The 24,218-nt window shown below is 61.8% G+C and carries 12 protein-coding genes; 1 reads left to right on the top strand and 11 read right to left on the bottom strand.

Annotated elements, in window-relative coordinates:
• Positions 1 to 15 precede the first annotated feature (15 nt).
• From AC2A1F_RS00580 to tssK, 6 genes are read right to left on the bottom strand one after another with little or no spacing between them, the layout of a single operon-like run.
• On the bottom strand, positions 16 to 2,073 hold the full coding sequence (locus AC2A1F_RS00580) for a serine/threonine-protein kinase (RefSeq protein WP_484206840.1): 2,058 nt from the start codon (positions 2,071 to 2,073) through the stop codon (positions 16 to 18).
• Positions 2,070 to 2,822 (bottom strand): PP2C family protein-serine/threonine phosphatase, encoded by a 753-nt coding sequence (locus AC2A1F_RS00575; RefSeq protein WP_484206839.1) that lies wholly within the window; start codon positions 2,820 to 2,822, stop codon positions 2,070 to 2,072. The genes AC2A1F_RS00580 and AC2A1F_RS00575 overlap by 4 nt, the downstream gene beginning before the upstream one ends.
• Positions 2,819 to 3,361 (bottom strand): type VI secretion system-associated protein TagF, encoded by a 543-nt coding sequence (gene tagF, locus AC2A1F_RS00570; protein ID WP_484206838.1) that lies wholly within the window; start codon positions 3,359 to 3,361, stop codon positions 2,819 to 2,821. Before tagF ends, AC2A1F_RS00575 begins: the two co-directional genes overlap by 4 nt.
• Complete coding sequence (gene tssM, locus AC2A1F_RS00565) at positions 3,343 to 6,807, bottom strand: type VI secretion system membrane subunit TssM (RefSeq protein ID WP_484206837.1); 3,465 nt, start codon at positions 6,805 to 6,807, stop codon at positions 3,343 to 3,345. The genes tagF and tssM overlap by 19 nt, the downstream gene beginning before the upstream one ends.
• Positions 6,808 to 6,825: 18 nt before the next feature.
• Positions 6,826 to 8,322 carry a type IVB secretion system protein IcmH/DotU gene (icmH, locus tag AC2A1F_RS00560; protein WP_484206836.1) on the bottom strand — a complete coding sequence of 499 codons (1,497 nt, stop codon included), beginning with the start codon at positions 8,320 to 8,322 and terminating at the stop codon, positions 6,826 to 6,828.
• Between the two features lie 34 nt (positions 8,323 to 8,356).
• Positions 8,357 to 9,697, bottom strand: a complete 1,341-nt coding sequence (gene tssK / locus AC2A1F_RS00555; protein WP_484206835.1) for a type VI secretion system baseplate subunit TssK — start codon at positions 9,695 to 9,697, stop codon at positions 8,357 to 8,359.
• Positions 9,698 to 9,817: 120 nt separating this feature from the next.
• On the opposite strand from tssK, the gene AC2A1F_RS00550 reads away from it, so the two are divergent.
• Positions 9,818 to 11,254 (top strand): peptidoglycan DD-metalloendopeptidase family protein, encoded by a 1,437-nt coding sequence (locus tag AC2A1F_RS00550; RefSeq protein WP_484206834.1) that lies wholly within the window; start codon positions 9,818 to 9,820, stop codon positions 11,252 to 11,254.
• Between the two features lie 2 nt (positions 11,255 to 11,256).
• Here AC2A1F_RS00550 and AC2A1F_RS00545 read toward each other — a convergent pair whose 3' ends face one another.
• The 5 genes from AC2A1F_RS00545 to AC2A1F_RS00525 form a co-directional block, all read right to left on the bottom strand.
• Positions 11,257 to 11,739, bottom strand: coding sequence for a CPBP family intramembrane glutamic endopeptidase (locus tag AC2A1F_RS00545; RefSeq protein ID WP_484208134.1), 483 nt, complete (start codon positions 11,737 to 11,739; stop codon positions 11,257 to 11,259).
• A 364-nt stretch (positions 11,740 to 12,103) separates the two neighbouring features.
• The gene (locus AC2A1F_RS00540; protein ID WP_484206833.1) at positions 12,104 to 12,586 is read right to left on the bottom strand and encodes a DUF4123 domain-containing protein; all 483 of its coding nucleotides are present in this window, start codon (positions 12,584 to 12,586) and stop codon (positions 12,104 to 12,106) included.
• Positions 12,587 to 12,593: 7 nt separating this feature from the next.
• On the bottom strand, positions 12,594 to 13,049 hold the full coding sequence (locus tag AC2A1F_RS00535; RefSeq protein ID WP_484206832.1) for a PAAR domain-containing protein: 456 nt from the start codon (positions 13,047 to 13,049) through the stop codon (positions 12,594 to 12,596).
• 178 nt (positions 13,050 to 13,227) lie between these two features.
• On the bottom strand, positions 13,228 to 16,362 hold the full coding sequence (locus tag AC2A1F_RS00530; RefSeq protein ID WP_484206831.1) for a CHAT domain-containing protein: 3,135 nt from the start codon (positions 16,360 to 16,362) through the stop codon (positions 13,228 to 13,230).
• Entirely contained in the window at positions 16,362 to 24,212 is a 7,851-nt protein-coding gene (locus tag AC2A1F_RS00525; RefSeq protein WP_484206830.1) for a filamentous hemagglutinin N-terminal domain-containing protein, read from the bottom strand. Before AC2A1F_RS00525 ends, AC2A1F_RS00530 begins: the two co-directional genes overlap by 1 nt.
• Between the last annotated feature and the right edge of the window lie 6 nt (positions 24,213 to 24,218).

Here is a 24,218-nt window from a genome sequence, read left to right as displayed (position 1 = left end):
ATTGCGGATGCCCGGTCAATCGGGCTGTTCATTCACCGTCTTGTACCAGACCATATCGGACTGCCAGCCTTTTGCTTTGGCTTCAGACAGAAACCGCTGAGCCCAGTCTCCGCCGCGTGAAGCCGTAGTGCCATCAAACAGCGCGGGATCGAATGGTCCCTTGCCCCACAGCAGGAAAACCCCGCTCCATCCCGTATGGGTAGTGGACAACTTGAGCCGGTAGCGTTGTGAACCGACTTCTTCCCGCGCCAGATAGGCACGGTCTGCACCTTCCACAAATTCCATCATGCCATTTTCTTGGACGCCGACAAGGCCAATGTCACCGGCAACGCCATTCAGATCGAAGTTGATGACGACCGGCGCACCAAGCTGTCCTGCATCTGGCTCTCCCGCCGGAAGCTTTGCCATTTCCCACTTCACTTGCGGAACGGACAAATGCGACGCACCCTTGCCCCTGATCTGGCGGAAGGCTTCAATTGGGCCGCAGTCATTTGGGCTGATCTGAGAGACTTCGCTGAAATCGATCGACGCCGCGCGAAGTCCACGTGCCGATAGCAGCTTGCCAATCTCGTTCTGCGCATCGACCGGACGGCCAGCCACGCCCCTGACGGCCAGCGCAACATCGCTGCCCTGCACCTGCAGGTCGCTGACATCAAGCCATGAGCACCCTACCGCAGTCAGCCCGGCATCCAGCGCAGACTGAGCCGTCTTCAGGGGATCGCCGGCAGGAGCAAGGGCAGGTGTGGAGGCACCAGACTGCGCCTCCTGCGCAGCATCGTCGCCACCTGAAGAGATCGCATAACCCAGCCCGCCCAGCAGGACGACGGCTGCAGCCACCCCTGCGCCAATGAGCACCTTGCGCTGATTGCCCTCGCCCCCCTCTGCCACGGCAGGTTTTGGTTTGGGCGGTGTCTTGGCCTTGGGCGGTAAAGGTGACGCGGCTGGTTGCGGAGCTGGCACTGCACTGGTTGCGCCTGCTCCCACGGCGGCGATAACGTCCTCCATCGTGCGCAGCCGGTCAGCCGGATTGGGGCGCAACATGGCTTCGAGCACGGGCCGGACTTCGGCGGGAACGGGGGTCAGATCCGGCCCCGCGCGGCGCTTGTCCACCGCATCGACCAGCGATCCGCCCATGTTCACGTCGCGCTTGTTGATCAGCGCAAGGATGGTCAGGCCTAAGCTGTAGACATCGGTCCACGACCCTACCTGTCGGCCAAAATCACCCAGCTGCTCGGGCGCGACATAGTTGAGTTTGCCTGCAAAACCATCGCCGACAATCGTCTGGCTTCCGGCATCAAGGTCCTTGGCGATGCCGAAATCGATCACCTTTGCCCGTTCGAGCCGCCCGCCTTCAAGCATGATGTTATCGGGTGAGATATCACGATGGATCGCCCCGAGCGAATGCGCCACCGCCAGACCTTCAGCCAAAGTGCGGATCAACGCGAGAAGCTGTGCTGGGCTTGCCTCAATCGTGGAAAGCACGTCGGACAGATTGCGACCGTCGATATATTCGGTGACGATGTAGAACACGCCAAGCTGGGGTTCCATGGCCAGCGTGCGGTATTGCACCAGCGCCGGATGGCTCAGCCGCGTGAGTGTGCGCGCTTCCTTGCGGAACATCGCCAGCACATTGGGATCGCGGGCAAGGTGCGGCAGGATCACCTTGATCGCAACGCGCTCGTCCTCGTTGTTGATGTTCACCCCTTCGAACACCTGCCCCATACCGCCGCGCGCGATGAAGCGGCGCACCTGATACAGGTGGTTCAGCACATCGCCTTCACGCACATCGCGCGGCTCACTGGCAGTCATCTGAAAGGACGTTCCGCCGGGAAATTCGGTTTCAGCCAAAGGGGCAGCGGATGTCGGAGCCTCTGCAGGTCCAGCCGAAACGGGCGCAACCGGGGGAGCCGGAGGAGTCGCTTCTGGTGCTGCGGGCGCGACCTGCTCTGGCGGTGGGCTGCCCCATCCTCCAGCAGCCGGGACACTGCCTGCTTGTGCCGGGGGTTCGCTCGGCTGCGGTATGAAGATGGTGCGCGGTTCGTCGTCGCCGCCCTGGCCGTTGTTCTCGTTCACGATGACGCTCCGTTCAAGACCAGCAGGGTAGGTTCGGCCACGCTGATCAGCGCAACGGTAACATTGTCAGGCGCTCCGCCCGCCAGACTGGCCGTCACCAGCGCATCGGCTGCCGCTACGCCCTGTTCGCGTACAATCCGCGCGATTTCTGATTCATCCACCACTCCGTAAAGCCCATCGCTGCACAGCAGAAACAGATCACGCGTTTGCATCTGATCGCGAATGGCATCGATTTCCAGCACATCCTGCACACCCACCGCGCGCGAAAGCACGTGCTTCATCGGGTGGTTTTCAACATCGTCGGGCGACAGCAAGCCACGATCGACCATTTCCTGAACTTGCGTGTGATCGCGCGTAAGCTGGATGAAATGGCCATCCCGCAGCAGATAGGCCCGGCTATCGCCCGACCACAGCACCGCGAATTCATCACCACGTACAACCAGCGAGACTACGGTCGACCCCATCTGCACGCCTGCTTCCTGTGCATGGCCGAAGATGGCAGTATTGGCGGAATGGATGGCGTTGGCGACAATTTCGCAGGCTGCATCAAGTGATTCAGGCACCCTAACCGCACCCACGGCCGCCACCAGCGCCTCGGATGCCATCTTGCCATTGGTATGGCCGCCCATTCCGTCAGCCACTACCCACACCCCAGCGGCAGGGTCAGCAAAATAGCTGTCCTCATTCTGGCTGCGCACATTGCCGACATGCGTCAACACGCTGTCCTCAACGCGGAAAGCATTGTTCATGCGGCCATCTCCAACATCCGCCCGATCACTCCAGCCGGGGTTCTACCTTCATACTCGACCACCGGTCCATCCTCGGCGACCAGCGCCCATGACGGTTTACTGGGTACCCATGGCAAATTGTCAGGCTCCAGTGGAGCCGTGTTCAGCAGGTCGGCGTCCCATCCTTCGCCAAAGGCCTGCGCCACAAGCCCAAGGCATCCGGCCGAAAGCGCCACCGCCCCCTCGCAATCGGGCGCAGGTGCCGATATCATCAAGGGGAACCGCCGCCCTACGCGGTCTGTCGACGCACACAGAATGCCGCCGCTCCAGTTGCCATCGCTTTCAGCATCGACGAAGTGCCAGACCGGAGCCGCCTCATAGCGCTGCTCGAAGCTGTCACCCCAGATCGTGCGGGCCTGTTCCATTTCAGCCGAAAGCCACAGATCGAGCCCATCGCGGAACGACGCGCTGATCCCGCGCGAGACAAAATCACCGTGGGAAGGCAGTTTTCCGAACAGCCAGCGCGCCAGAGGCCGTGGTTCTAGAGCACTGTCGGGCATCTGAAACTCCACAGCCCGCCCCGGCCAAAGGGGTTGCGATCATTGGGCAGGCTTATCTTGAACACCGCCGTCTGCGCGCCCGACCCGAAAGTGGCCAGAACCGCCAGCGGCCCGGCATTTTCCTTGCGCGCAGCGTCCATTAGCCTGAACAGCGCCCATGGGCCTTCGGTGTCCACCCCGCCCACTTTCTGCCCGCCAGACATCAGCGCGACCGAGGCCACAGGCAGGTTGCCCTGCGGGGACCATGCCAGCGGCTTTTGCGCGCCCAATGATCCGCGTTCAAAGCTGTAGCGCGTGTTGCCGACCACCAGATCAACCGAGTCCACGCCCGCCCCGAACGACTTGGCCTCAATCTTCACGTTCAACCCGCCCGCCAGAATATCGCGCAATTGCCGCGCCTTGACGAATTCTTCAGGCGTTACGGGATTAAGCGTGGCGGTTTGCGGGTTTTCCAGATTCCAGCGCCACACCGGGCCGCTCATATCCAGCAGCGGAACGATCCGCGCCTGAATGAAACTGTCGAGGGTACCGCCGAGGCCGAAGATCCGCTGGATATCAGCCAGCGAAGCGTCGGCCACGGCGGTTCCGACAAAAGGGTAGCGGTCCTGCGTGGCAAGCTGGCAATCGGGAAAGACCGACTGCGCATAGGCATCGCTCAGCGCGCCTTGCGCTGCCGCCGTCGTCGCCGTCGATCCGCCGCTTGTGGCCGCTGCCACGAAGTTCTGCAATTGCGGTGGAGCCCCGCCCGCACTTGTCGCCACAGCCCCCAGCGCCATGGCCATCTGGCTCTGCACCGCATCTGCCCCCATGCCGCCACCTGCCAGCTTGGCCGAGTTGATGGCCTCGCCCGCCTTTTTGATCGCGCCGACAAAATCATCGATCGGTGCCGGGGCCTTACCGTCACCTACATAGTCGTGAACCGGCTTGAAGTGCGATGTGATGGCCGTTGCCGCATCCACTTGTGCGCCCACAGACGATGCCGCCGCAGCCTGCGCCAGCTTGCCAAAGCGCGAGGATTCGATCTTGGTATTGGCCGCGTCACCCAGCGCTTTGGCACCTCCGGCAAAGGTCGTGTTCTTGCGCAATTCCATCAGCAAGACTTTGAGCGGCGAGGGCGATTTGGCAAAGGCACCCAGCACCGCCGGGTCGCCAAACAGGTTGCCCGGCGTTGGCAAAGTGGCCACGCGCTCCCACGAATCGATGTATTCGCGCGCATAGAGCGCTGCCACGCCGGGCCGTATCTGCTCCACTTGCGCCTGCACGCCTGCGGTCTCCGCGCCTTCGCCCAGTACCCACAAGTCTTTCTGCAGATCGCTTGCCACGGTCACCAACCCCGGCAAATAGGCCTTTTCATACCCTTCGCGAGTATAGAAATAGGGCACTTCCAGCGTCATGACTTCGGCACCGTTGGCAAATGCCTGCGCATCCCCTGCAGAGATTGCAGCGCTTGCCCGCCACGGCTGTTCAACCCCGGCCAGCGCCTTTTGCCGCAGCACGGCATAGGCCCGGTCGGCAAGGCTGAGCGTCTGCAAAGCCGCGCGGGCCGAGGCGATTGCCGTGCCATCAAGCGGGGCCTTGCGCTCTGCCCATTCGGACGACAGGCCCTGATCTTCCAGCAGCACCGCCAGATGTTCGCCCAATTCCTTGCGCACTGGCGCGCGGTCTGCGCCGGGGAACTGTTCGTTCAACCAATCGCCTTCGACCCACGATTTGATCGTGCCGGGATCGAGCGGCCCCTGCCCGCCGAGCATCAGATAGACTTTGAGCGGCTGATAAACCGCCATCGGATCAGCGGCGTTAGCCGCCATATATTGTTCAATCCGCAACAGCAGCCGTGGCAGCAGAATGCGCCGCAGCCCGGCGCGATAGGCCTCCACCGCCGTATCGGCATGGCTCGATTGATAGAGCCCAAAGCGTTTGAACAGGCCCGGCTCTCCCGCTGCCTGCTCGGCATAGCCCTGCGGCAACATACGCAAGGCGCGCAGCGTGCTGAGCGCCTGTTCCAGATCGGGATCGGTATCACGCACTTCGACCAGATCAACGCCGGTCTGCTGGACCAGCGTCGCGGCCTGTGCCGAGGACTGGCCCAGCGCAGACTGGAACGACCGGTTTTGCCAGAAGCTGACGCCCCACAGCGCCACGACCACCGAAGCGGCTGCGGCAACGCCGATCACGCCCGCTGTCGTGCGCGCCTGCTGGCGGCGGCGGGCAGCAGGATCGGCTTCGACCAGCCCGGCTTCTCCGAACACGACCTCGGTCAGCACGCGGTTGAGGAAGTACGTGCGCCCCGATGCGCCCGATGGCCGCGATGCGCTCTGATAGCTTTCGGCAACGCCTGCCAGAATGCGGTCAAGCGGCGCGCCCTGCTGGACGCCGCTGGTGAAATAGAACCCGCGCAATGTGCCCGCAGGCTGATCGCCTGACAAGAACGCCCCATCCACAAACCGCGCCACGCGATTGCGCAGCGCCGCCAGTTGCGCCGGAAAGCCCAGAATCAGGCTGCGCCGCGTCTGGTCCACTTCCTCGAACAGGCGCTTGGCCTGCCGCGCCTGTTGCGCAGCCACTACGGCATCGAACGCGCCCACAAGGTCATCGCTGGTCGGCTTCTTCACTTCGACCGGAAGTGTCGCACCCAGCACGGCACGACGGCCTTCGACATCGAGATCGTCGTAGAACTCGCTGAAACCCGCGATCAGATCGGCCTTGGTCAGCAGCAAATAGACCGGGACCGAAACTTCGAGCGTAGCGCGCACTTCGGTTAACCGGCGGCGCACCAGCGCGGCGTGGCGATCAAGGCCAGCGCGATCAGCCTGCAACAATTCGTCCACGCCAATGGCCACGATCACGCCATTGACCGGCGACAATGGGCGGTGCTTTTTCATCAGGCCAAGGAAGCTGGTCCAGCCCTTGGCATCGGCAGCACTATCGGAATCCTGCGTGGTATAGCGGCCTGCCGTATCGACCATCACCGCTTCATCGGCGAACCAGAAATCGAGATTGCGTGTGCCACCCACGCCCTTGAACGATTGGTCGGAGAGCGGAAAGCGCAGGCCAGAATTGAGCAGTGCAGTGGTCTTGCCAGCCCCCGGAGGTCCGATAATCACATACCACGGGCGATTATAAAGGTAATCGCGGCGCTTGCCCGATCCTGAACGGAGCGAGGCCAGCGCCTCGGCCATGCGGGCCGAAACGGCTTGGCCTTCGGCATCACCGGGTGCCGGGCCTGCCAGTTCGGCTTCGATGGCGGCGGCGGCCTTGCGCGCTTTGCGCACCCGCAGCCAGCCAAGCAGCCCCCATGGCACCACGACCGCCGCAAACAACAGCAACCGCACCCACCACGGCGATAGCATCCGCACGAAAATAGGCAGGCCGACGCAGAGCACCAGCACGAGGAACAAGACGACAAGTCCAGAGAGGACCCACCAATTGCCGAGATACTTCTTCACGGGCCTCGCCTCTTTTGATTAGCGCTGACGCGGAATGATGACTTCGACACGGCGGTTGAGCGCCTTGCCTTCGGCGGAACCATTGTCGGCAATCGGGCGGCTATCGCCATACCCTTCCACCGAAATGCGCCCCGGATTGGTGAGGACCGAGCCCAGAATACCCGCCACGGCCTGTGCCCGCGCTTGTGAAAGCGCGCTGTTATCGGGGAAGGCAAGGCCGCTGATCTGGTCACTGTCCGAATGGCCCTCAACCGTGACCTGACCCGGCTCAGCCTCAACCGCGCGGCCGATGCGTTCAAACAGATCAGCGCGGCCCGGCTCAAGCTGGTCAGACCCGGACTGGAACAGCTGCCCCACAGTGGTGCGCACGCGCACGGTGCTGCCATCTTCCTCAACCACCACCAGATTTTGGCGCACTTCAGGTTCAAGAAATGTGCGCAACCGCACCAGTTGATCGCTTTCCACAGCCGGTGGCGGCGCGGCTCCGACTCGCGAAAGCCGCAAGCTTTCCTTGGGCATCAGTGCCTTGGTGGCTTCGAGCGAGTCCGATCCCGCGGTCATCAGCAGCAACCGCAGCACGATGTAGATGGCCAGCAGCACCGCCAGCGCCGCAGCGGCGGCAAGCACCACTTTGCTCCATGGGCTGATCTTGCGCAGCGGCGCATCGGCCCCGCGCCACATCGGCGCGATTTCCAGCTGCGAGAGCGAACGCGGATGTTCCAGCGCGCCATAGAGGCTGGTCAGGATTTGCTGCAGCCGCGCCCGACCATCGGGCATCACACGGAAGCGGCCTTCGAACCCAGCGGCAAGGCAATCGGCGTAAAGCTCGATCAGTTCGGCATTCTGGCCGGGCCGGGCAAGGAGATCATCGACAAGTTGCCAGAACCGGTCACCGCCGATGTTCTCCCGGAAAAAGCTGACAACAAGGCTTCGCCGCGCCCATTCCGCTCCGTCGTTGCCCGCGCCCGGCAGGTTCTGGGCGATATCATCAATCGTGGCGCAGATCGCATAGCGTGCGCGCATCCGGGTTTCTTCGGGGTAGAGCGGTGCAATCGCGCGGTCATAGGCCGCAACCGCTTCCATCGCCTCACGGTGAAAATCCGGCATCGAAATGCGCGCGCGGCCAGACCGCACCGATGCGGCCAGCGCGAGCACCGTGCCCGCTTCGATCACCAGCGGGCTGCGCGTTTCGCGCGCGCGTGACGGCACTGGGATGTCATCGTCGTTCAGCCGACGCCCGCCACCCATCACGGGCTGGGGAGCGGCAAAGGACGGCGGCGGTTCTCCAAACCCGGCAGGTGGAGCGCCAAAGCCGGAGGGCGGCGCAGCAAAGCCGGAAGGTGGCGGAGGCGCAGGCGGCTGCGCCATCGGCGGTGGCGCGCCCCATGCCCCAGCACCCGCGGGCGGCGGAACAGGCGCAGCGGGTTGTGCAGGCGTGCCGCCCCGCATGCCTGCCAGCGGCGAAGGCCGGAAAACCGTGCGATTGCCGTTGTCGGAAGAACCGTCTCCGCTCATGCCGATTGTCCTCTCAGCCAAGCAGGCAGCACGCTCATCGTGCCGCCCTTTTCACGCACCACAATTCCATCCGCAGCTGCGGCCAATCGCCCGCTACGTGCAGGCCGAGCGCCGTGGCAGTGGCGAAATCGCGCCAATCGCCCACACCCCGGTCCAGTTCAAAATAGACAAAGCCCGGCAGCACGCGCAGCTGCGAAGGCGGCGTCGGCGTGTGCCGCAAGGGCACCCCCGGCAACGCAGAATCGACGATCTGGCGCATCTTCTCAACCGCGCCGATCTTGGCCACAGCCGGGAACATCTGCCGCACTTCATCGGCCGATGCGGCTGCGCGCACGGCCAAGTAGAAATAGCCATGCTGGTACAGATTGCGGTCGGCAATCGTCGAGGTCCACGCACCCGGCCCCATCGGCTCCAGCGGCAATTGCACGGCGGACCGGTCAAACACCGCCGACAGCATCGATTGCAGCAGATCGAACAGCGGTTCGAATGTGCCGCGCAGATTTTCGTGATCGTAGGCGGGCAGCGGCGGAGCCTTGCGCTCGGGCTTTACCAATGTGGCGATTTCACCCGCAAGGCTGGCCAGCTCCTGATACATGCGTTCAGGATGCACCATCGGCAGCGATTCCAGATGGCGCAGCACCGGTATCCAGCGGTTCAGCGCTTGCAACAGCAGGAAGCTTGCAAAGGTTTCCGCGCCGCCATCTGTCGCCTCGACCGCGCGCAGGGCCAGCTCGTCAGAGCGTTGTTCGCACCGCCCCAGAATGTCGACCAGCCCATTGCGCAACGGGTGTGAAGCGCGGATATCGAGCGAGGGAGGAATATAACGGTCATCGAACATGACCTTCTTGCCCTGCATTTCGCGGATCTGGCCCAGCCCGCACAGGATGCGGCCATAAGTCTGATCGCGCGTTACGCCCAGCCGCAGGTTCGGGCGCGCAACTTCGATCGGCTCCTGGCTACGATCCTGCGAGAAGCAATCGGCAATCTCGCTCTCTTCTACCAGAAAACGGATGTCCGGCCCGGCGCTATCTGCCTCGTCAAACTCCTGCGCGCCGATCTGGGCGGCGGGCAGGGTGAGGAAGACAACGGCATCGCGCGTATCGAGCGGCACATCGAGCGGCGGCGGCGGTGCGATATCATCGGGGATAGAGAACGGCGTGCCATCGGGCATGACGCCCTTAGCGCGCACAAGGATGAACTTGCCGATGGCGGCAAGATCCTCGTCCACCTCAACCTCGGTCAAGCCCCAGGGGTGCGGACGCAGCGAATCTGCACGCGCGCGCAACTGCCCCAACAGGGCACGATCAGCCTGCTGGAAATGTTGCGGGCGAAGAAATTGCCCTTCACGCCAGGCGACACGACTTCCGAACGACATCTGCCCCCCCGTTAATCAGCAGCATACTGTAAAGCACAGCTTCACCCATCGCAAAAGCATGGTTATAGCTGCATGTGAATATTTCACGGCAACTTGTCCCGCTTCGAGAGGAGAATTGTGATGAGCGACGATTCTTTCGATCCCAAACAATGGGTAAAGCAGGCGGCAAGCGAACCGCCTGCCAAATTTGCTGGCAGTAGCGCCACAGAAACGGTGAGTGATTTCTGGCGCGAAGCTAGCGGCACGGTCGCACAACCGGTCAATGCTGCATCTCAAACAGCGCAGCCCGAGCGCAATAATGTGCAGCGAAGTTCCGTTCGGCATCGCTCCGACAAGCGCCTGCCGCTGGCCATAGCGGGGTCGGTTACCCTGCTTGCCGTGGGTGCGACTGGTGCATGGTTGACGCGCAACCCCGGGACTCTGCCAGTGGCCACCGCAGTCACCAACACCGAAGCCAACAGCGGGCTGCAAGAACGCGCGCTCAACCTTGCAGGTCCAGGGCAACTCGTCAGCGCGCTTGTTTCGGCTGGGGTCCGCCCGGAAGATGCTTCTGCGGCTGCCGCTGCGGCTGCTCCATACCTTGCCAGCGGAGGAGAAATTCACGCCATTCTCGTGCTGGCGACCGGCACTGGTGGCGCGCAGTTGCAGCAACTGCGCGCTGCTCATATCGATGGTTCGGGCGCGATGCTCACGCGGGCGGCAGATGGCAGCTATGCGGTCACGCCGCTGCTCGCCTCCGTCACCCGCAAGATCGAAGTGCTGCGCGGCGAGATTGACAGCGACAGCTTCTATTCCTCTGCTGTTTCGGCGGGTCTGATAGATTCGCTGATCCCGGAATTCATCAACGCCTTTTCCTATGACTTCAACCTTGCCGCCGAAGTCAGCCCCGGCGATGTGTTCGAAGTGGCCTTCGATCAAGAGGTCAATGCCGAAGGGCAGGCCATCGGGCAGCCAAAGCTGTTGTTCGCCCAGCTTACCACCCCGCAGAAAAGCCTTGCGCTCTATCGCTTTGAAGCGCCGGGCGCGGAAGCAGGCTGGTTTGATGGCAACGGGGCGACGACCAAGCGCGGCCTGATGCGCACTCCGGTGGATGGCGCGCGCATCTCCTCGAAGTTCGGCATGCGCTTCCATCCGGTGCTGCATTACAACAAGCTGCACGGCGGCACCGATTTCGCGGCCCCTACCGGCACCCCGATTTTTGCTGCTGCCGATGGCACGATAGAGTTTGCGGCGATGAAAGGCGCGAACGGCAATCTGACTGTTCTGCGCCACGATAATGACTGGAGGACGCTCTATCTGCATCAGAATGTCTTTGCCCCCGGGATTGCCACAGGTGTGCGCGTGACACAGGGGCAGCGCATCGGCGATGTCGGAACCACCGGTCGTTCGACAGGGCCGCATCTGCATTACGAGGTCCACATCAATGGCGAGCGGGTTGATCCGCAAAGCATCCCGGCCGACGAAGCCAGTCGCAAACGCCTTGAAGGCACAGCCTTGCAGGCTTTCCTCAAAGAGCGCGATCGCATTGATGCTGCGCGCGCGCAAGGCGCATCGTGACTTCAGGCATTGGCAACTGCGGGTTTACTGCCTGTACTGACCAGTAGCGGTAGTATAATAGCGCACAATACTACTGCTGCACCAAGACTGGCATTCAGTCCTTCTTCGCTGCCACCCCACCACGCACTACCAACAAGATCGAAATCCATGATCGATCCGAACATCTCATTGCCGGGATTGGGCACAAGCCCGAACACAGAATCCTCGCTGATATTCCATGCGGCATGCGCCATAACCGGGGCGATTATGCCACCACTGCGCAACGCCAGCAGTCCGAACACTACCCCAGCCAGCGCAATGACCAGCATGGACATCGGCTGGATAGTGCCACCGATAAGGTGAAACGCCATGAATGTGATAGAACAGGCAGCTATCCCGGCACTCTGACCGACCCGCTGAATCAACACTGGCTGAAGCCAACCCCGGAACAGCAATTCTTCCATTGCCGATTGCACCAGCGTCAGCATGATTGCTGCCAGCACCATTGCGCCAATGCCGGTCGCATTTCCGCCGGGCACGGTTGCGCCGTTCAGCCAGCTCATCAGCAAGGCGCTGCCGAGCCCGCCTGCCCCCAGAGCCAAACCGATCAGCGCCCAACGCATGGGCGCATTGCCCGTGCGCAGGACTTTGGTTCCGCTCAGCCAACCAGCCAGCAGCGCAAATGGGAGCAATGCCCCGTAAAGCACCAGCGTGAATGCCGCCAGAATGCCCGTTGAAGCCTCTGCGCCCAGAATATCTGGCGCAAAATGAACGATGACCAGCACCCAGCTCCACGTGAGCAGCAGGCCAAGGCCAATCGCAGCCCATTGCCGCCACGCAGGCGCAGGGGTGCCAGCCATGCCAGTACCGTCAGCCGATCTTGGTTGCGCCATCGAACAACACTCCTTCGGCCAGACGATAGTGATGAAGGGCCGTTCCGCCTGCCGATTCAACCGAGAATTGCTGAATGCCCGCAAACCAAGGCACCCGCTCTTCCAAGGTTGCGGCGCGAATATAGGTGTTGAAGACCCGGGGATCGTAGTAGCGGAACAGCACGAGCATGCCATCGGGCAGCTTGGCCTGCAAAAACCGGCGCAAATGGCGGTGCAACTGCTCCAGCGAAAGCTGCGACAGGATCATGATGCCCCAGCTTGCACCATGGCCATGCTGTTGCCAAATGCCCAGCAGTGGATCTGCATCATCGATCCGCACCAGCCACGGCGATGCCGCCAGCAGGCGCTGATCAAGATTGCGCCCCTTGAAAAGGCACATGTGATCGCGACAGGACCGCACGAGATCGATCAGCCGCGGGTCTTGCGCGCAATCGATAACCGCATACCAGGCAGCGTCCATCCCGCGCCTAGCCGATCTGGGCCTTGCTGCACTGTTCGCAGAACGGAAGGCCCTCCTTGGCTGCAGCGATCATGGCATCGACCATCTCGGCAAAGGCGGTGCCTTGTCCTTCAACTCCAATTGGCAGATTGACCATAGCTTGCGACAGACTACCTGCACTGCCACTGCCTGCATCGCCGATCAGCACATTGGGAAGGCCCAGCAGTATCACGCCGCCATGCGCGGTCATATCGCCCATCCGCGCGGCCATGCTGCCTTGGACGAGTACCGTAACGGACCCCATCATGATAACATCCGGTGGGCCGACGCAGAACGCCTGATCGCCAATGCGCGCCTGCGGGAGCGAACCTGTCAGCACCTGAATCGCAGCAGGAGGCAGGATCGGGCCACCAACATGCGGAACCAGACCCGTCACCATCGGACAAGTGTGCATATCAGACACGCGCGCGGCAGGTTTACCCATAACGCTTATCCTTGATCGTCAAGCCACAGCTTGCCGTGCGCAAGATCACACCATGACAAGCTTTATTGCAAGGGTGGCAGTGGATGATCTTTTGCAAGAAACATCATCCCCGCGCGCCCTAGCCAATCCAGCCTCCCAATCATTTGCCAATGCCCTGAGCCAAGGCATTGGCAAAGAGTCATCTACCAGCCGTTGTCGGACCAACCGCAACTGGAGCCACCGCCGCCACTGGCGCAATATCGCGTGGTTGCAATGCGGCTCTTGCCTGTCCGCTCAGCAACGACTTCTGCGCATCGCCGACCAGCACGAACGCCCCCCAGAACAACGGGTGCGAACTGTCCCGATTGGCCATGAGCGAAACCTGCGCCTTTTGCAGAGCACCGCCAATGGTATCGCTGCGCGCATTGGCATAAAAGTCGGAGATCAGCTGAACGCTCTCACCCGCATCCGAAATTGGCCAGTAGGTGGAAAGAACTGCCTGAGCGCGCGCTGCAAGGAATGCACGAACGAGGCCGTCAAGCGACGCACCGACATCTTCCTGCCCCGCAGCGCGTGCGGCACCGATGTTTACACCAGCAGAAGTATCGCATGCCGACAGCACCACGAGGTTTGCATCAAGCCGCAATTGTGCCACTTCCTCGAACGAAAGGATCCCGTCGGAATTGCTTTCGCCAATGCTGGTGACGAGCGCGGGCGGCGCCTTGGCGCAGCCCCACTGCCCTTCGGTCAGGCCATGAGTGGCAAAGTGCAGGACCTGGAACTGATCAAGATCGGTCCGGCTGCGCACGTTCGTATCCGTGAATTCGGCACCGGTAACTTCGGGTGCGTTCTCTACACCAAGTGCGGCGGTGGCCTCTTTCAGCTCTGCGGCATCAATAGGTTCAAGCATGCGGCTGAGTTCAGCAACCTTGCTCAATTCAACTTCGCAGTTGGAACCGATACTTACCATCGCACCACCGGCCGCCGCCTCCACCGGCGTTGGCATGTGTTGTGCAAAACCGATGAAAGGATAAGGAGCCTTCGATGGTGCCAGATTGCGCGATACGATCAGCGATCGCGGTGACAGCGCCGTCGACAGCGCCATCTTGCGGGCAAGGAAAGCAACAGAAGTGTAGTTGTAAGGGTCCTTGCGCCGGTTCTTGGCGAAAGTTGAAGCCGATGTATCATCAGTCACCAGCACGCCTACCGGTAGGGTATCAAGAACGCCCGAACCATCAATGACCAGCGCCGAATAGTCTGCAACGCGGCTTGCCGCAGGCCCGATCAGCAGCTTGTAAAGCGCGTTTGCCCCGCCAACCGAATACACCGGCACATTTTCACCGCCGCCAGTGATCGAAGCGCGTACCGTCTTGATCAAAGGCTCGATCTCTACGGCTGGGCGAGCAACGCGATAGATGCGTGATCCGCTTGCATCGATCAATGCGCCAAAGATATACCCGCCAACCTTGCTGAGCTTGAGATAGCCTTCGCCGGGCTTTAGCACGGTGCGGATTTCCGCCATCGAGGCCGGTGTATCGACCACCTGCCGGAAAGAGCCGTTGGCAGCCAGTTCATTCTGCAAGCCAAGCGAACGGTTTTCCAGCACGGTTCTACGTGCCTCCAACTCTGCAATTTTGGCCGCATCCGTGGCGGAAGCGATCTCGAAGCGCAGGCGGTTGATCTCACGCTCAACCTCTTGCCGGTCTTGCACTTTTGCGGCAAGTGCCGGGTCCGAAGCGATCAAGGACTGCAGTTCAACAAACTGACGCGCAATCGCCGGAGTCGACGCTGCTTGCATAGCGCGGAAAAAGCGCTCTGGCGAAGCGCCATCGGGTCGCTGTGCCGCATCGTTGACCAACGCATCAAGATAGCTGCGGGTCTGCGCCGGGAGGCCGCCAACCCCGGCATCTGCCGAGATCAGGCTGGTCACCGCATCATCGAACTGGGCCAGGACTTCTTCTGCCGAACCACCGCCGCCGGAAAGCACGGCTGCACGCTCCAGTTGGACTTGTGCCAAGGCTGGTCCGTTGTCACCTGCATCTTCGGCAAGCCGCAGATAACCAATGGCCTTGTCGAGCGAGGCCAAAGCAGCAGCCCGGTCTCCACCGCGCAACTGGATGCGCGCGCGTTGACGCTCGATTCGGGCGGCCAGCCACAACAATTGCTGCTGCGGGATCGGCTGTTTACGTAGCGCTTCGAAACTTGAATCTGCAAATGCCAGCGTGGTTGCTGCCTCTTCCGGGCGGTTCTGGCCGAGCAACGCCACGCTCCGGGCCCAGCCCGCCTGCGCATCAATCACCAACTGCGTGCGGCTGCGGTTGTCCCACGCCGAAGCAAGCGCCGATCCAGCCGAGCCGCTGTTTGGCGCCTCGTTCAGCTTCTGCACCTCGCGCGTGTCCATCAGCGGCTGGCCTTCGGCAGCAGCAGACATGCCCGACGTATCAAGCGTAGATGCGGCAACACCAAACTCGCGCTTGTTGATCAAGTGCAGGGCCGCATAGTTGCGGCTCTTCATCTGCAGCACGTCTGCGCCAGGAATGCCCGCGTTCTGTCCAAGCAGGGCGTTGGCGCGGCCAAAGTAATCATCTGCTGAATCGAAGAAGCGCAAGTTGGAATCGGCAAGGCCCGCCAGCAACAACAGATCGATGCGGGTTGCCGGAGCAGTGTCAGCAGGCAAACGCGCCAAGGCATCACTGACAATGCGCGCCGCATCCAGATGCAGCCCTTGCCGCACCAGACGCAAGCCCTGCTGCAGGGCATCCTCGGCATTGGCCACGGCGCCTGCTGCGGAGATATTCACAGCTGGCGATGGTGCCAAGACCCCAATCTCGACCGCCGCCTGCGTCGTGCGTCCACGATCATTGTTTGGCGCCGCAGCGCCGGCCAGAAACCGCAGGCCTTCTTCTGCTGGTCCTTGTGCAACGGCAATCGCGCTTGACGAAAATACACGGCCATCGCGCGAGAACCGCGTTTCGATGGTTTCCTGCCCTAGTAGCTTGTCAAAGCAGCGCCGTGCCGTTGCCGGACCGATGCCTGGAATGGTCACTGCCATGCCCGGCCCACAATCCAGCAGCCCGTCAATCGCATCGATGGAACTGGAACGAACCGCGCGCACGATGCCAAGATAGCGGTTGGCCGTGGGGCCGCGACAAGTGAACGTATAGCTGCCCTTGAACGCGTCCTCTTTCCAGAATGGCGTGGCTACGCAAGGATTCCCCGCACCATTGCGCCCAAGTTCGAGTTGGTCTGGAAGATCTGCAGGCTTGGCCGCAACCGGTGCGGCCGAAACCGCAAGCGCCACTACTGAGAGTGAGGCCAGAAACAAGCGCTTCATCAGTTGCCACCCTTCTTTACTTCGCAGCCGCTTTTGTTGGGATCGCTGCATTCGATCGGAGTCATTGGAAGTTCGCCAAGCCCGAACGATCCAACATCGTCGAACAGGGCATCATTGTTGGTGCCGACCAGCGGGTCGAACGGCACTTGGAAGTCTGGCTTCACGTTGAATATCGACGTCCTGATGTTATCAAGTGACGTCAGCGACGGCGTAAGGTTCTGCACCGATTGGCAGTTACCGCCACCAATCAGACAGCCATTGATGCGCGAGGCGCTGATGTTGTCATAGTGTGCAAGCGGCGGATTGCCCAACAGCGCGGTGGCGATATTGATCACGCCATTGATCGAACCGAACATCGCAAAGACTGGCTGGGTTGCCCCGCTCTGAATATCCAGCGCGACCGCTTGCTGATTGCCATTACCCAGTTTGACACCGGTTGAAAGCAGGCTGCGCGAAGCATCGCTGGTGTTCTGGAACATGGCAAAGTTCGAGAAAGTGACCTTCATCGAGCCGACATCGATCATCGCTTCTCCGGTGCCACCGATGTTGTTGTAAAGCGAACTGCCCGGCGTAAGATTCAGCCGGCTAGCTTCAGCAACCGAGCCAGCGCCACTTACGGCTTGCAAATCATTGGCAAAGGCTTGCGTACCAGCAACAATGCTGGCCGCGGTCAGTTCAAGCACGCCTCCGTTGCTGACAATCGCCCCACCGGCCCCACCAGTCCCAGTCTGCAGGCGGATGATCGAATTTGCCGCCGTGCTGCCGCCAAGCCTCAAGGTGGTGTCAGCATCGAAGGTGATACGGCCGGTAATGTCGATCCGTCTGCCGTTGGCTAGTACCCGGACCGTTTGCGGAACGATGAAATCAACCTGCTTGATTTCGACATTGTCACTGCCATCAGCGCCTAAAGTAAGCGTTTCGGTAGCCCGGAGCTGTGCGATTTCGGTGCGGTTCAGCACAAACTTCCCAGCTTCGGACGCTGCCGTTCCGCCGATCACCAGATTGCCGCTGCCCGAATTGGTCACTTCAATCGTGCGAGCATCTACTGCGCCACCGATCAAGGCATCGGTTGCCGAAAGCCTGACCGCACCCACCGCATTGGCACCCTGCATCAGCGCAACAGGCCCATCCACCATAACCGTGATGTCGGTTGCCGATGAAATCTCGCGATTTGCAGTAAGCCCATCACCAGTCACGGTGACGGAACGGCCATTCGCCGCACCAATCGCAGTGGTCGTGCCCGATGCCAGCGCAATCGCCGATTGCCGTGCTGGCCCGCCATTAAGCGTGGCATTGCCAAGAGCAATCGCGCCAGTCGTGGTCGTCAGTGACAGCGGATCGCCGCCGCTACCATCGCTGTCCGATGTCAGCGTCAGGCCGTTGGCACCCTCGCTAATCGATGCGCCATTGATCGTGATCCCGCCACGCGCCGTCTGCACTTGCCCTGCGCCATTGCCCAGAACAACTGCGCCTGTCGCCATGACAGTGTAGTTGCTTGCAGATGTGACGCGGCCAATGCTGGCGCTAGCGGCATTTACGGTAATGCCGTTGCCCGCGCCCGTGGTCTCGATTTCATTGATCGAGGCCGCATCGCCCGCTGTGATCCCCGCCACGCCGGCTGCCATGATTGTGCCATTGCTCGTAAAATCGCCCCCAGCGGTGGCCGTGAACGCTGCTGAATTGGCATTGGCAAAGCGGATGTCGGTGCCAGCGTCCAGCGTCACCGTCGTCCGCTCTGCTGCTGTCCCGCCAATCAGCGTTGCTCTTGCCAGCGCAATCCCGCCTTCTGCATCTAGCAACAGTGATCCGCCGCCTGCGCCATCAGCATTCGATGTCAGCGTCAGGCTGTCAGCCCCACGCGTGATCGATCCGCCGCCATTGGCCGTGATCGCGATAGATCCCGCAGCAACATGGGTCTGGCCGACGCTCTCGCCCAGCGTCACCCCGCCCGCACCAGAGCTGGTGACGGTGTAGTTACCCGCAGAATCGGCGGTGCCAATCACTGCACCGGCTGCCGTGATGCTGATGTCGTTTCCAGCCCCCGCCGTCCTGATCGCATTGACCGAAGCCGCCCGTGCAGCGGTGATTGTGGCATCGCCCACCGCCATCACGTTGCCGGTGCTGGTAAAGTCACGCACCGTGGCCGTCAGCGCCGCCGAATTGGTATTGGCCACTATGGTATCGGTGACAGACCTCAGCGTAACCGCTGTCCGCTGTGCCATCGTGCCGCCATTCAGCGTGGCCGTATCGAGCGTGATCGCACCTGCTGCACCCTGAGCGTCAAGCAGCATGTCGCCACCGCCCGTGCCATCGCTGTTTGCGGTGAGCGTCAAGCTGTTGGCATTTGCGCCGCGCACAATTGATCCGCCGGTGCTGACAATCGATATCGCACCGCCTGCAGCCTGCGTCTGGAACGGTGCTTTGCCAAGCGTTACGTCGCCATCGGCGCTGATCCGATAATCGCGACCGGCTGTAACGCTGCCAATGCCAACAGTATTGCCGCCTGCCAGCAGATCAAGCCCAGCCGATGCGCTGGAAATGTCGATGGTCGTGGCCTTTACGTCAACCGATCCCGTCCCCGCCGTAACCGTGCCGGCCACAAAGCTGGCGGCACGGGCAGCAGCAGGCCCGCTTGCCGTTACATTGCGTGCTGCGGTGATCCGGTCTGCACTGATCGCCTCGTTCGAAACGAGCGAGACATCATGCCCGGCGCCTTCTGCTGTCACAGTATCGAGCGTAATGCCGTTCAGCGCACGGATGCTGACCGACCCAATCGCCGAAACAGGCCCACTAGCGGTAAAGCTACCGGTAGATTGCGACGTGAAGTTGGCAGAATTGACCCGTGCCAGTTGCACCGGACCGAGCGCGGTCAGCGTGACGTCAGATTGCTGGGCGGGGCCGCCGTTCAGGAAGGCCGCAGGCAATTCAATCTGTCCGCCTGATGCGGTCAGTTCAATCGTGCCGGTGCCGGTGCCCGTGCTGTTTGACAGCAATGTGAGCCGGTTGCCGAGCACGGCATCGCCTTGCCGGATCGAACCGGAAGCGGTGGTCATGCGGATCGCGCCGACCGCCGATTGCGTCTGATTGGCGCCATTGCCCAGTACGATATCGCCGATCGTCGAGTTGACGGTATAGTCTGCCGCCGAAGATACCTGACCGATCCTGGCCGTCTGGGCACTGATCGAGATACCGTTACCCGCGCCGGTCGTGATGACGCGGTTGACGAGCGCTTCGCCCCCGGCGGTGATCATGGCCGGACCCGTTGCGGTGATCGTACCGGTGCTCTGGAATGATCCACCCGCATCTGCGTTAAAGGCTGCCGAATTCGCACTGGCAAATTCGATGCTGCCGTCTGCCAGCAGCGTCACCGCTGTGCGCTGTGCCGTCGTTCCGCCATTCAGCGTAGCGCCTCCCAGACCGATGCTGCCGGTGGCATCAAGCAGCATTGCGCCGCCATTTGCACCGTCGCTGTTAGCCGTCAGCGTCAGATTGTCTGCCCCAAACCCTTGCACAATTGTACCGCCGCCATTGGCGGTGATGATCAGTGCTCCGGCCGCTGAATGGACCTGCCCAGCCACCTGGCCGAGCGTGACACCGCCCGCACCCGACGTGGTAATGCTGTAGTCGCCGGAAGACCTGCCTGTACCGATAACCGCGCTGGCCGCACCAATGGTAATGTCGCTGCCGGATCCGGTCGTTTCGATGCCATTGATCGTGCCAAGACCACTCAGCGTGAACAACGCGTCGCCTGAGGCCCGGATCTGGCCGGTGCTTTCAAAATCACGCGCGGTTACCGTAAGCGCAGCAGAATTGACACTGGCAAGCGTGATCCCGCCAACCGCATTGAGCGTAACGGCGGCACGCTCAGCCGTGGTGCCGCCATTAAGCGTCGCCCCGGCAAGCGAGAGTGCCCCATTTGCACCCTTCGCATCCAGAAGCATCGTGCCACCGCCACCGCCAGCGCCATCGCTGTTCGATGTAACGATCAGTCCGGTGCCGCCTGCAAGGATCGATCCACCCGTGCTGGTGATCGAAACGTTCCCGGCGGCAGACTGGCGCGCATTGTCGCCCAGGCCAAGCGTTACGGCACCTGCAGCGCTTACAGTGTAATCTCCGCCAGCATTGACGTTGCCGATCGTGGCTGCCCGGCCAGCGGTGACCAAGGCCGCACCTGTCCCGGTGTTGAGCGCTTCGATAAACACATCACCCGCCGCACCGGTCGTCGACGTGAACGAAAGTCCGTTGGCTGTGCCGATTGTGGTATGCGATCCAGAGTTCAGCGAGATGGCAGCCTGCCTTGCCGAACCACCATTCAGCGTCATGATGCCGATTGCACCAACCGGGGCAGAGAGTGTCAACGAGCCAACACCGTTGCCGTCACTGTCAGATGTCAGCGTCACGCCCGAGAAGCCTTGCCCGATCGTACCGCCAGTGCTGGTGATCGATATGGCCCCAACTGCCGAGTGGACCTGATTGCCCGAAAAGCCGAGCGTGATGTCGCGAGTGGCATTGACCGTGTAATCACCACCCGCTGTCACGCGATCAATCATTACGTCGCGGCTTGCTGTAATCAGGGCCGCACCGGTTCCGGTCGTCAGCCGCTCGATGATCACGTCACCGGTCGCGCCGTTGCCGGTCGCGGTGACCGACAGCCCATTGGCTGCGCCAACTGCAACTTGCGTTGTGGAATCTACCACGACCGCCGATTGCCTTGCCGGACCGCCATTAAGTGTGGCCGTGCCAAGGCTGATCGGCCCGGCCAGCGTCGCAACTTCAAGATCGCGCGCTCCACTGCCGCCGCTGTCCGACGTAATGACCAGCCCGCTTGCGCCTTCAACAATCGTGCCGCCGGTAATCGACACGGCATCGAGCGCCGTCTGACGCTGATTGTCCGCCTTGCCCAGCGTAACCAGACCAGTGGCGTTGATCGTGTAGGAACCCGTCGTGCCACCAAGCCCTGCGGTAACATTGCCGAGCGTAACGGTCGTGCCTGAAACCGCCACGTCTTCTCCGGCGCGGGTCGTGCCAATATCGGTCGTAACCGCCCGTATGTCGACACTCCCTCCAGTCGCTTCGGCCGTGCCTGCGGTGAACGACAAGGCGCTTGCACCGCTGATTGCCGAAACCGACAGGTCCGTTCCTGCCGTGGCCGCACCAGCAACCTCGATTGCACCGTTCGAGCGCAAATTGATCGCCTGCCCGGCATTCATCGCGCCGACGGTCATCGACTGCGCGAAGGCGTTGATCGTACCCGTTTGCGCGGTCATGGACGTTGCCGACAGGCTTGATGCCGGATTGGCAAGGCTTCCAACTGTCAGATTATTGCGCGCCGCCAGCGTTGTTGCGCCGATCGGGCCATTGCTCGTCAGCACGATGTTCTCGCCGGTTCCGGCGGTCCGCACGGTCTGCAGGTCAAGCCCGGTCAGGCCGGTGATGCTGATGGTGTTTCCACCAAGTGCCGCGGCACTGTCGGCAAGGATCGATCCGCTAGCGGTGAACGTCGTCGCCGCATTTCCGGCAATGCTCGATCCCCGCGCACTGCCGATCACCACATCTGCAGTCACGGATTCAACCGAAACGGAAGCCGATCCGGTGGTGCCGCCAAACAACGCGGCGTTGCCAAGCGCCACAGCATTCTGGCCGGTAATCGCCAGAGCATCGGCAGGTGCCACGTCCCCGTCGTTTGAACGGATGGTGAGCGCGGTTGAACCCGCGCCACGCCCGATCGCGCCAGCCGTCGATGTGATCGTCACTTTGCCATCGGCAAGCATGCTCTGCGCGCCAGAAGTGCCAAGGGTGATGTTGCCAGCAGTCGTCACCAGCAGGCTGCCGCCCACATCGGCAGATCCCAGCGTAACGGCCATCGTTCCGTTCAAGGTGGCGTTCGTTGCGGCCCGAACCGAACTGACCGTCTGGGTATCGGCTTGAATATTGACCTGACCCGTCCGGCTGTTGATGATTCCACCGGTAAAGGATGCCGCGCGCGTTCCGGTCAGGCCCGAAACGGTGAAGTTGCCAGACGGCAGAGTGTTGCCTGATGTGCCTGCCGTGGTTACCTCGACATTACCATCAGAGCGCAATCCGATGGCAAGCCCTGCGGTTGCCGCACCAATTTGCATGCTGCCCGCCGTAGCGGTGATCGAACCATCGGTGGCGGTAAGCGAGCCTGCCGTAATGCTCAGCGCCTGGTTGGCAGAACTGCCGATCGTGAGATTGCGCGATGCCGTCACCGACGTGGCTTCGAAAGCCCCAGTGGTTGACAGGGAGATATCCTGATCTGTGCCAGTAGTGCGTGCCGAATTCAGCGTGATCCCGCCTGCTGCACTGATCGAAAGCGCCGTACCTGCAGGCACCAGAGCCGAATTGTCAGCCGTGATCGAACCGGTTGATGCAAACGTGGTTGCTGCCGATGCGGAGAACCGGCTGGCCACTGCCGACCCAAGGGAAATCGCCCCCGTATTGGAAAGCACCGTGAGGGCCGCTGTGCCAGTGGAACCGGCAGCAAGCGTGGCGTTGCCGAGTAGGGCATCACCGCTTGCCTGAATGAACAGCGCTCCGTTGGCAAGGCCGGTATCCGAGTGCGAACGGATGGCCAGCGTTCCCGGCACTGCTCCGCGTCCAATCGCTCCGGTTGAACGGATCGTTGCCGTACCGCCAGCCTGAATCACGTCTGCCGCACCCACGCCAAGCGTCATGTTGCCGGTTGAGCGCAATTCCAGATTGCCTCCGGCCTGCACTGTGCCTGCGGTTACGGTATCGGTCGCTCCAGCGCCCGAACGGACCAGAACATCACCAGTCGCATCGATCCGTGCGACCGAAACATTGGCGTTTGACGTAACGCTGACATCGCCACCAAGCCCCAGCGTGCGCAAACGTCCGTCACTGACAATGTTGGCCCCAGTTGCCGTTTCCATCGCGGTGGGATTCGCTGCGGTCAGAAGTGTTACACCGCCGCCATCAGCCGTAGCCGTCAACTGGCCACCGACATCCACCTGCAACAGATTAGCAATCGTGCTGGTGCCGTTGGAGGCGGCCACCACGATGCTGCGCCCCTGCACATTGCCGCTGGCCAGCACTTGTGCACCGTTCAACCGGGTCCCGGCGGCAAAGTTGAAGCCAACCGGGCTGCCTGCCTGCGATGTGATGCGCACGTCGCTTGCGGCTACAATGTAAACATCGCCCTGCGCGGTCAGTGATTTGCCGACAGTCACCTGCTCACCCAGCAACAACACCGAGCCGCTGGACGTGAGCGTGCCGGGGCCGGTTTCGAGCTTCAGTTCCACCACACCAAGAGCAGATGCCGGATCGATCACGACATTGCGGCTGTTCAGCGCCGAAGTCCGATCTCCCGCCCCAAACACCTGGCTTCCCGTGCCTGACGCAAAATCGAGCGTTGAGACCACAAGGCTACCACCATTGAAGCTGCCGCTTGGCCCGAACATCACGCCCGACGGGTTGATCAGCCACAGCGCGATATTGCTTGTGGAATTGATGCGCCCATTGATAATCGAAGGGAAGAAGGTGTTCGTGCCGCCAACATCCTTGCCGATCACACGGTTGATCACCGTGACCGGCGTGGCCACGGCCCCGCCTACGCCATCGGTAGACACGAAGTTCACCGTGTTGTTCTGCGCAACCGAGAACGTGCCCCAGTTGATGACCTTGTCAGCCGCAAGAGCATCTACTGTCATCGTATTGCCAGAGGTGCTGACGTTTGCGCCGCCCGCATTGGCCAGTTCAGGCAGCGATTGTCCGAATGCCGAATGCGCCAGCACGATGGTCGATACGCAGGTTGCAATGCCAGTGCCGAGGCGGAGGGCACGACGCTTGCCGTTGATGGCCTTGTTCATCGGTTT

The sequence above is a fragment of the Novosphingobium sp. HNCC26BN242 genome, from assembly GCF_057180525.1.
Note: the sequence above shows the minus strand (reverse complement) of the source record. Positions and strands in the feature narration are given on the sequence as shown.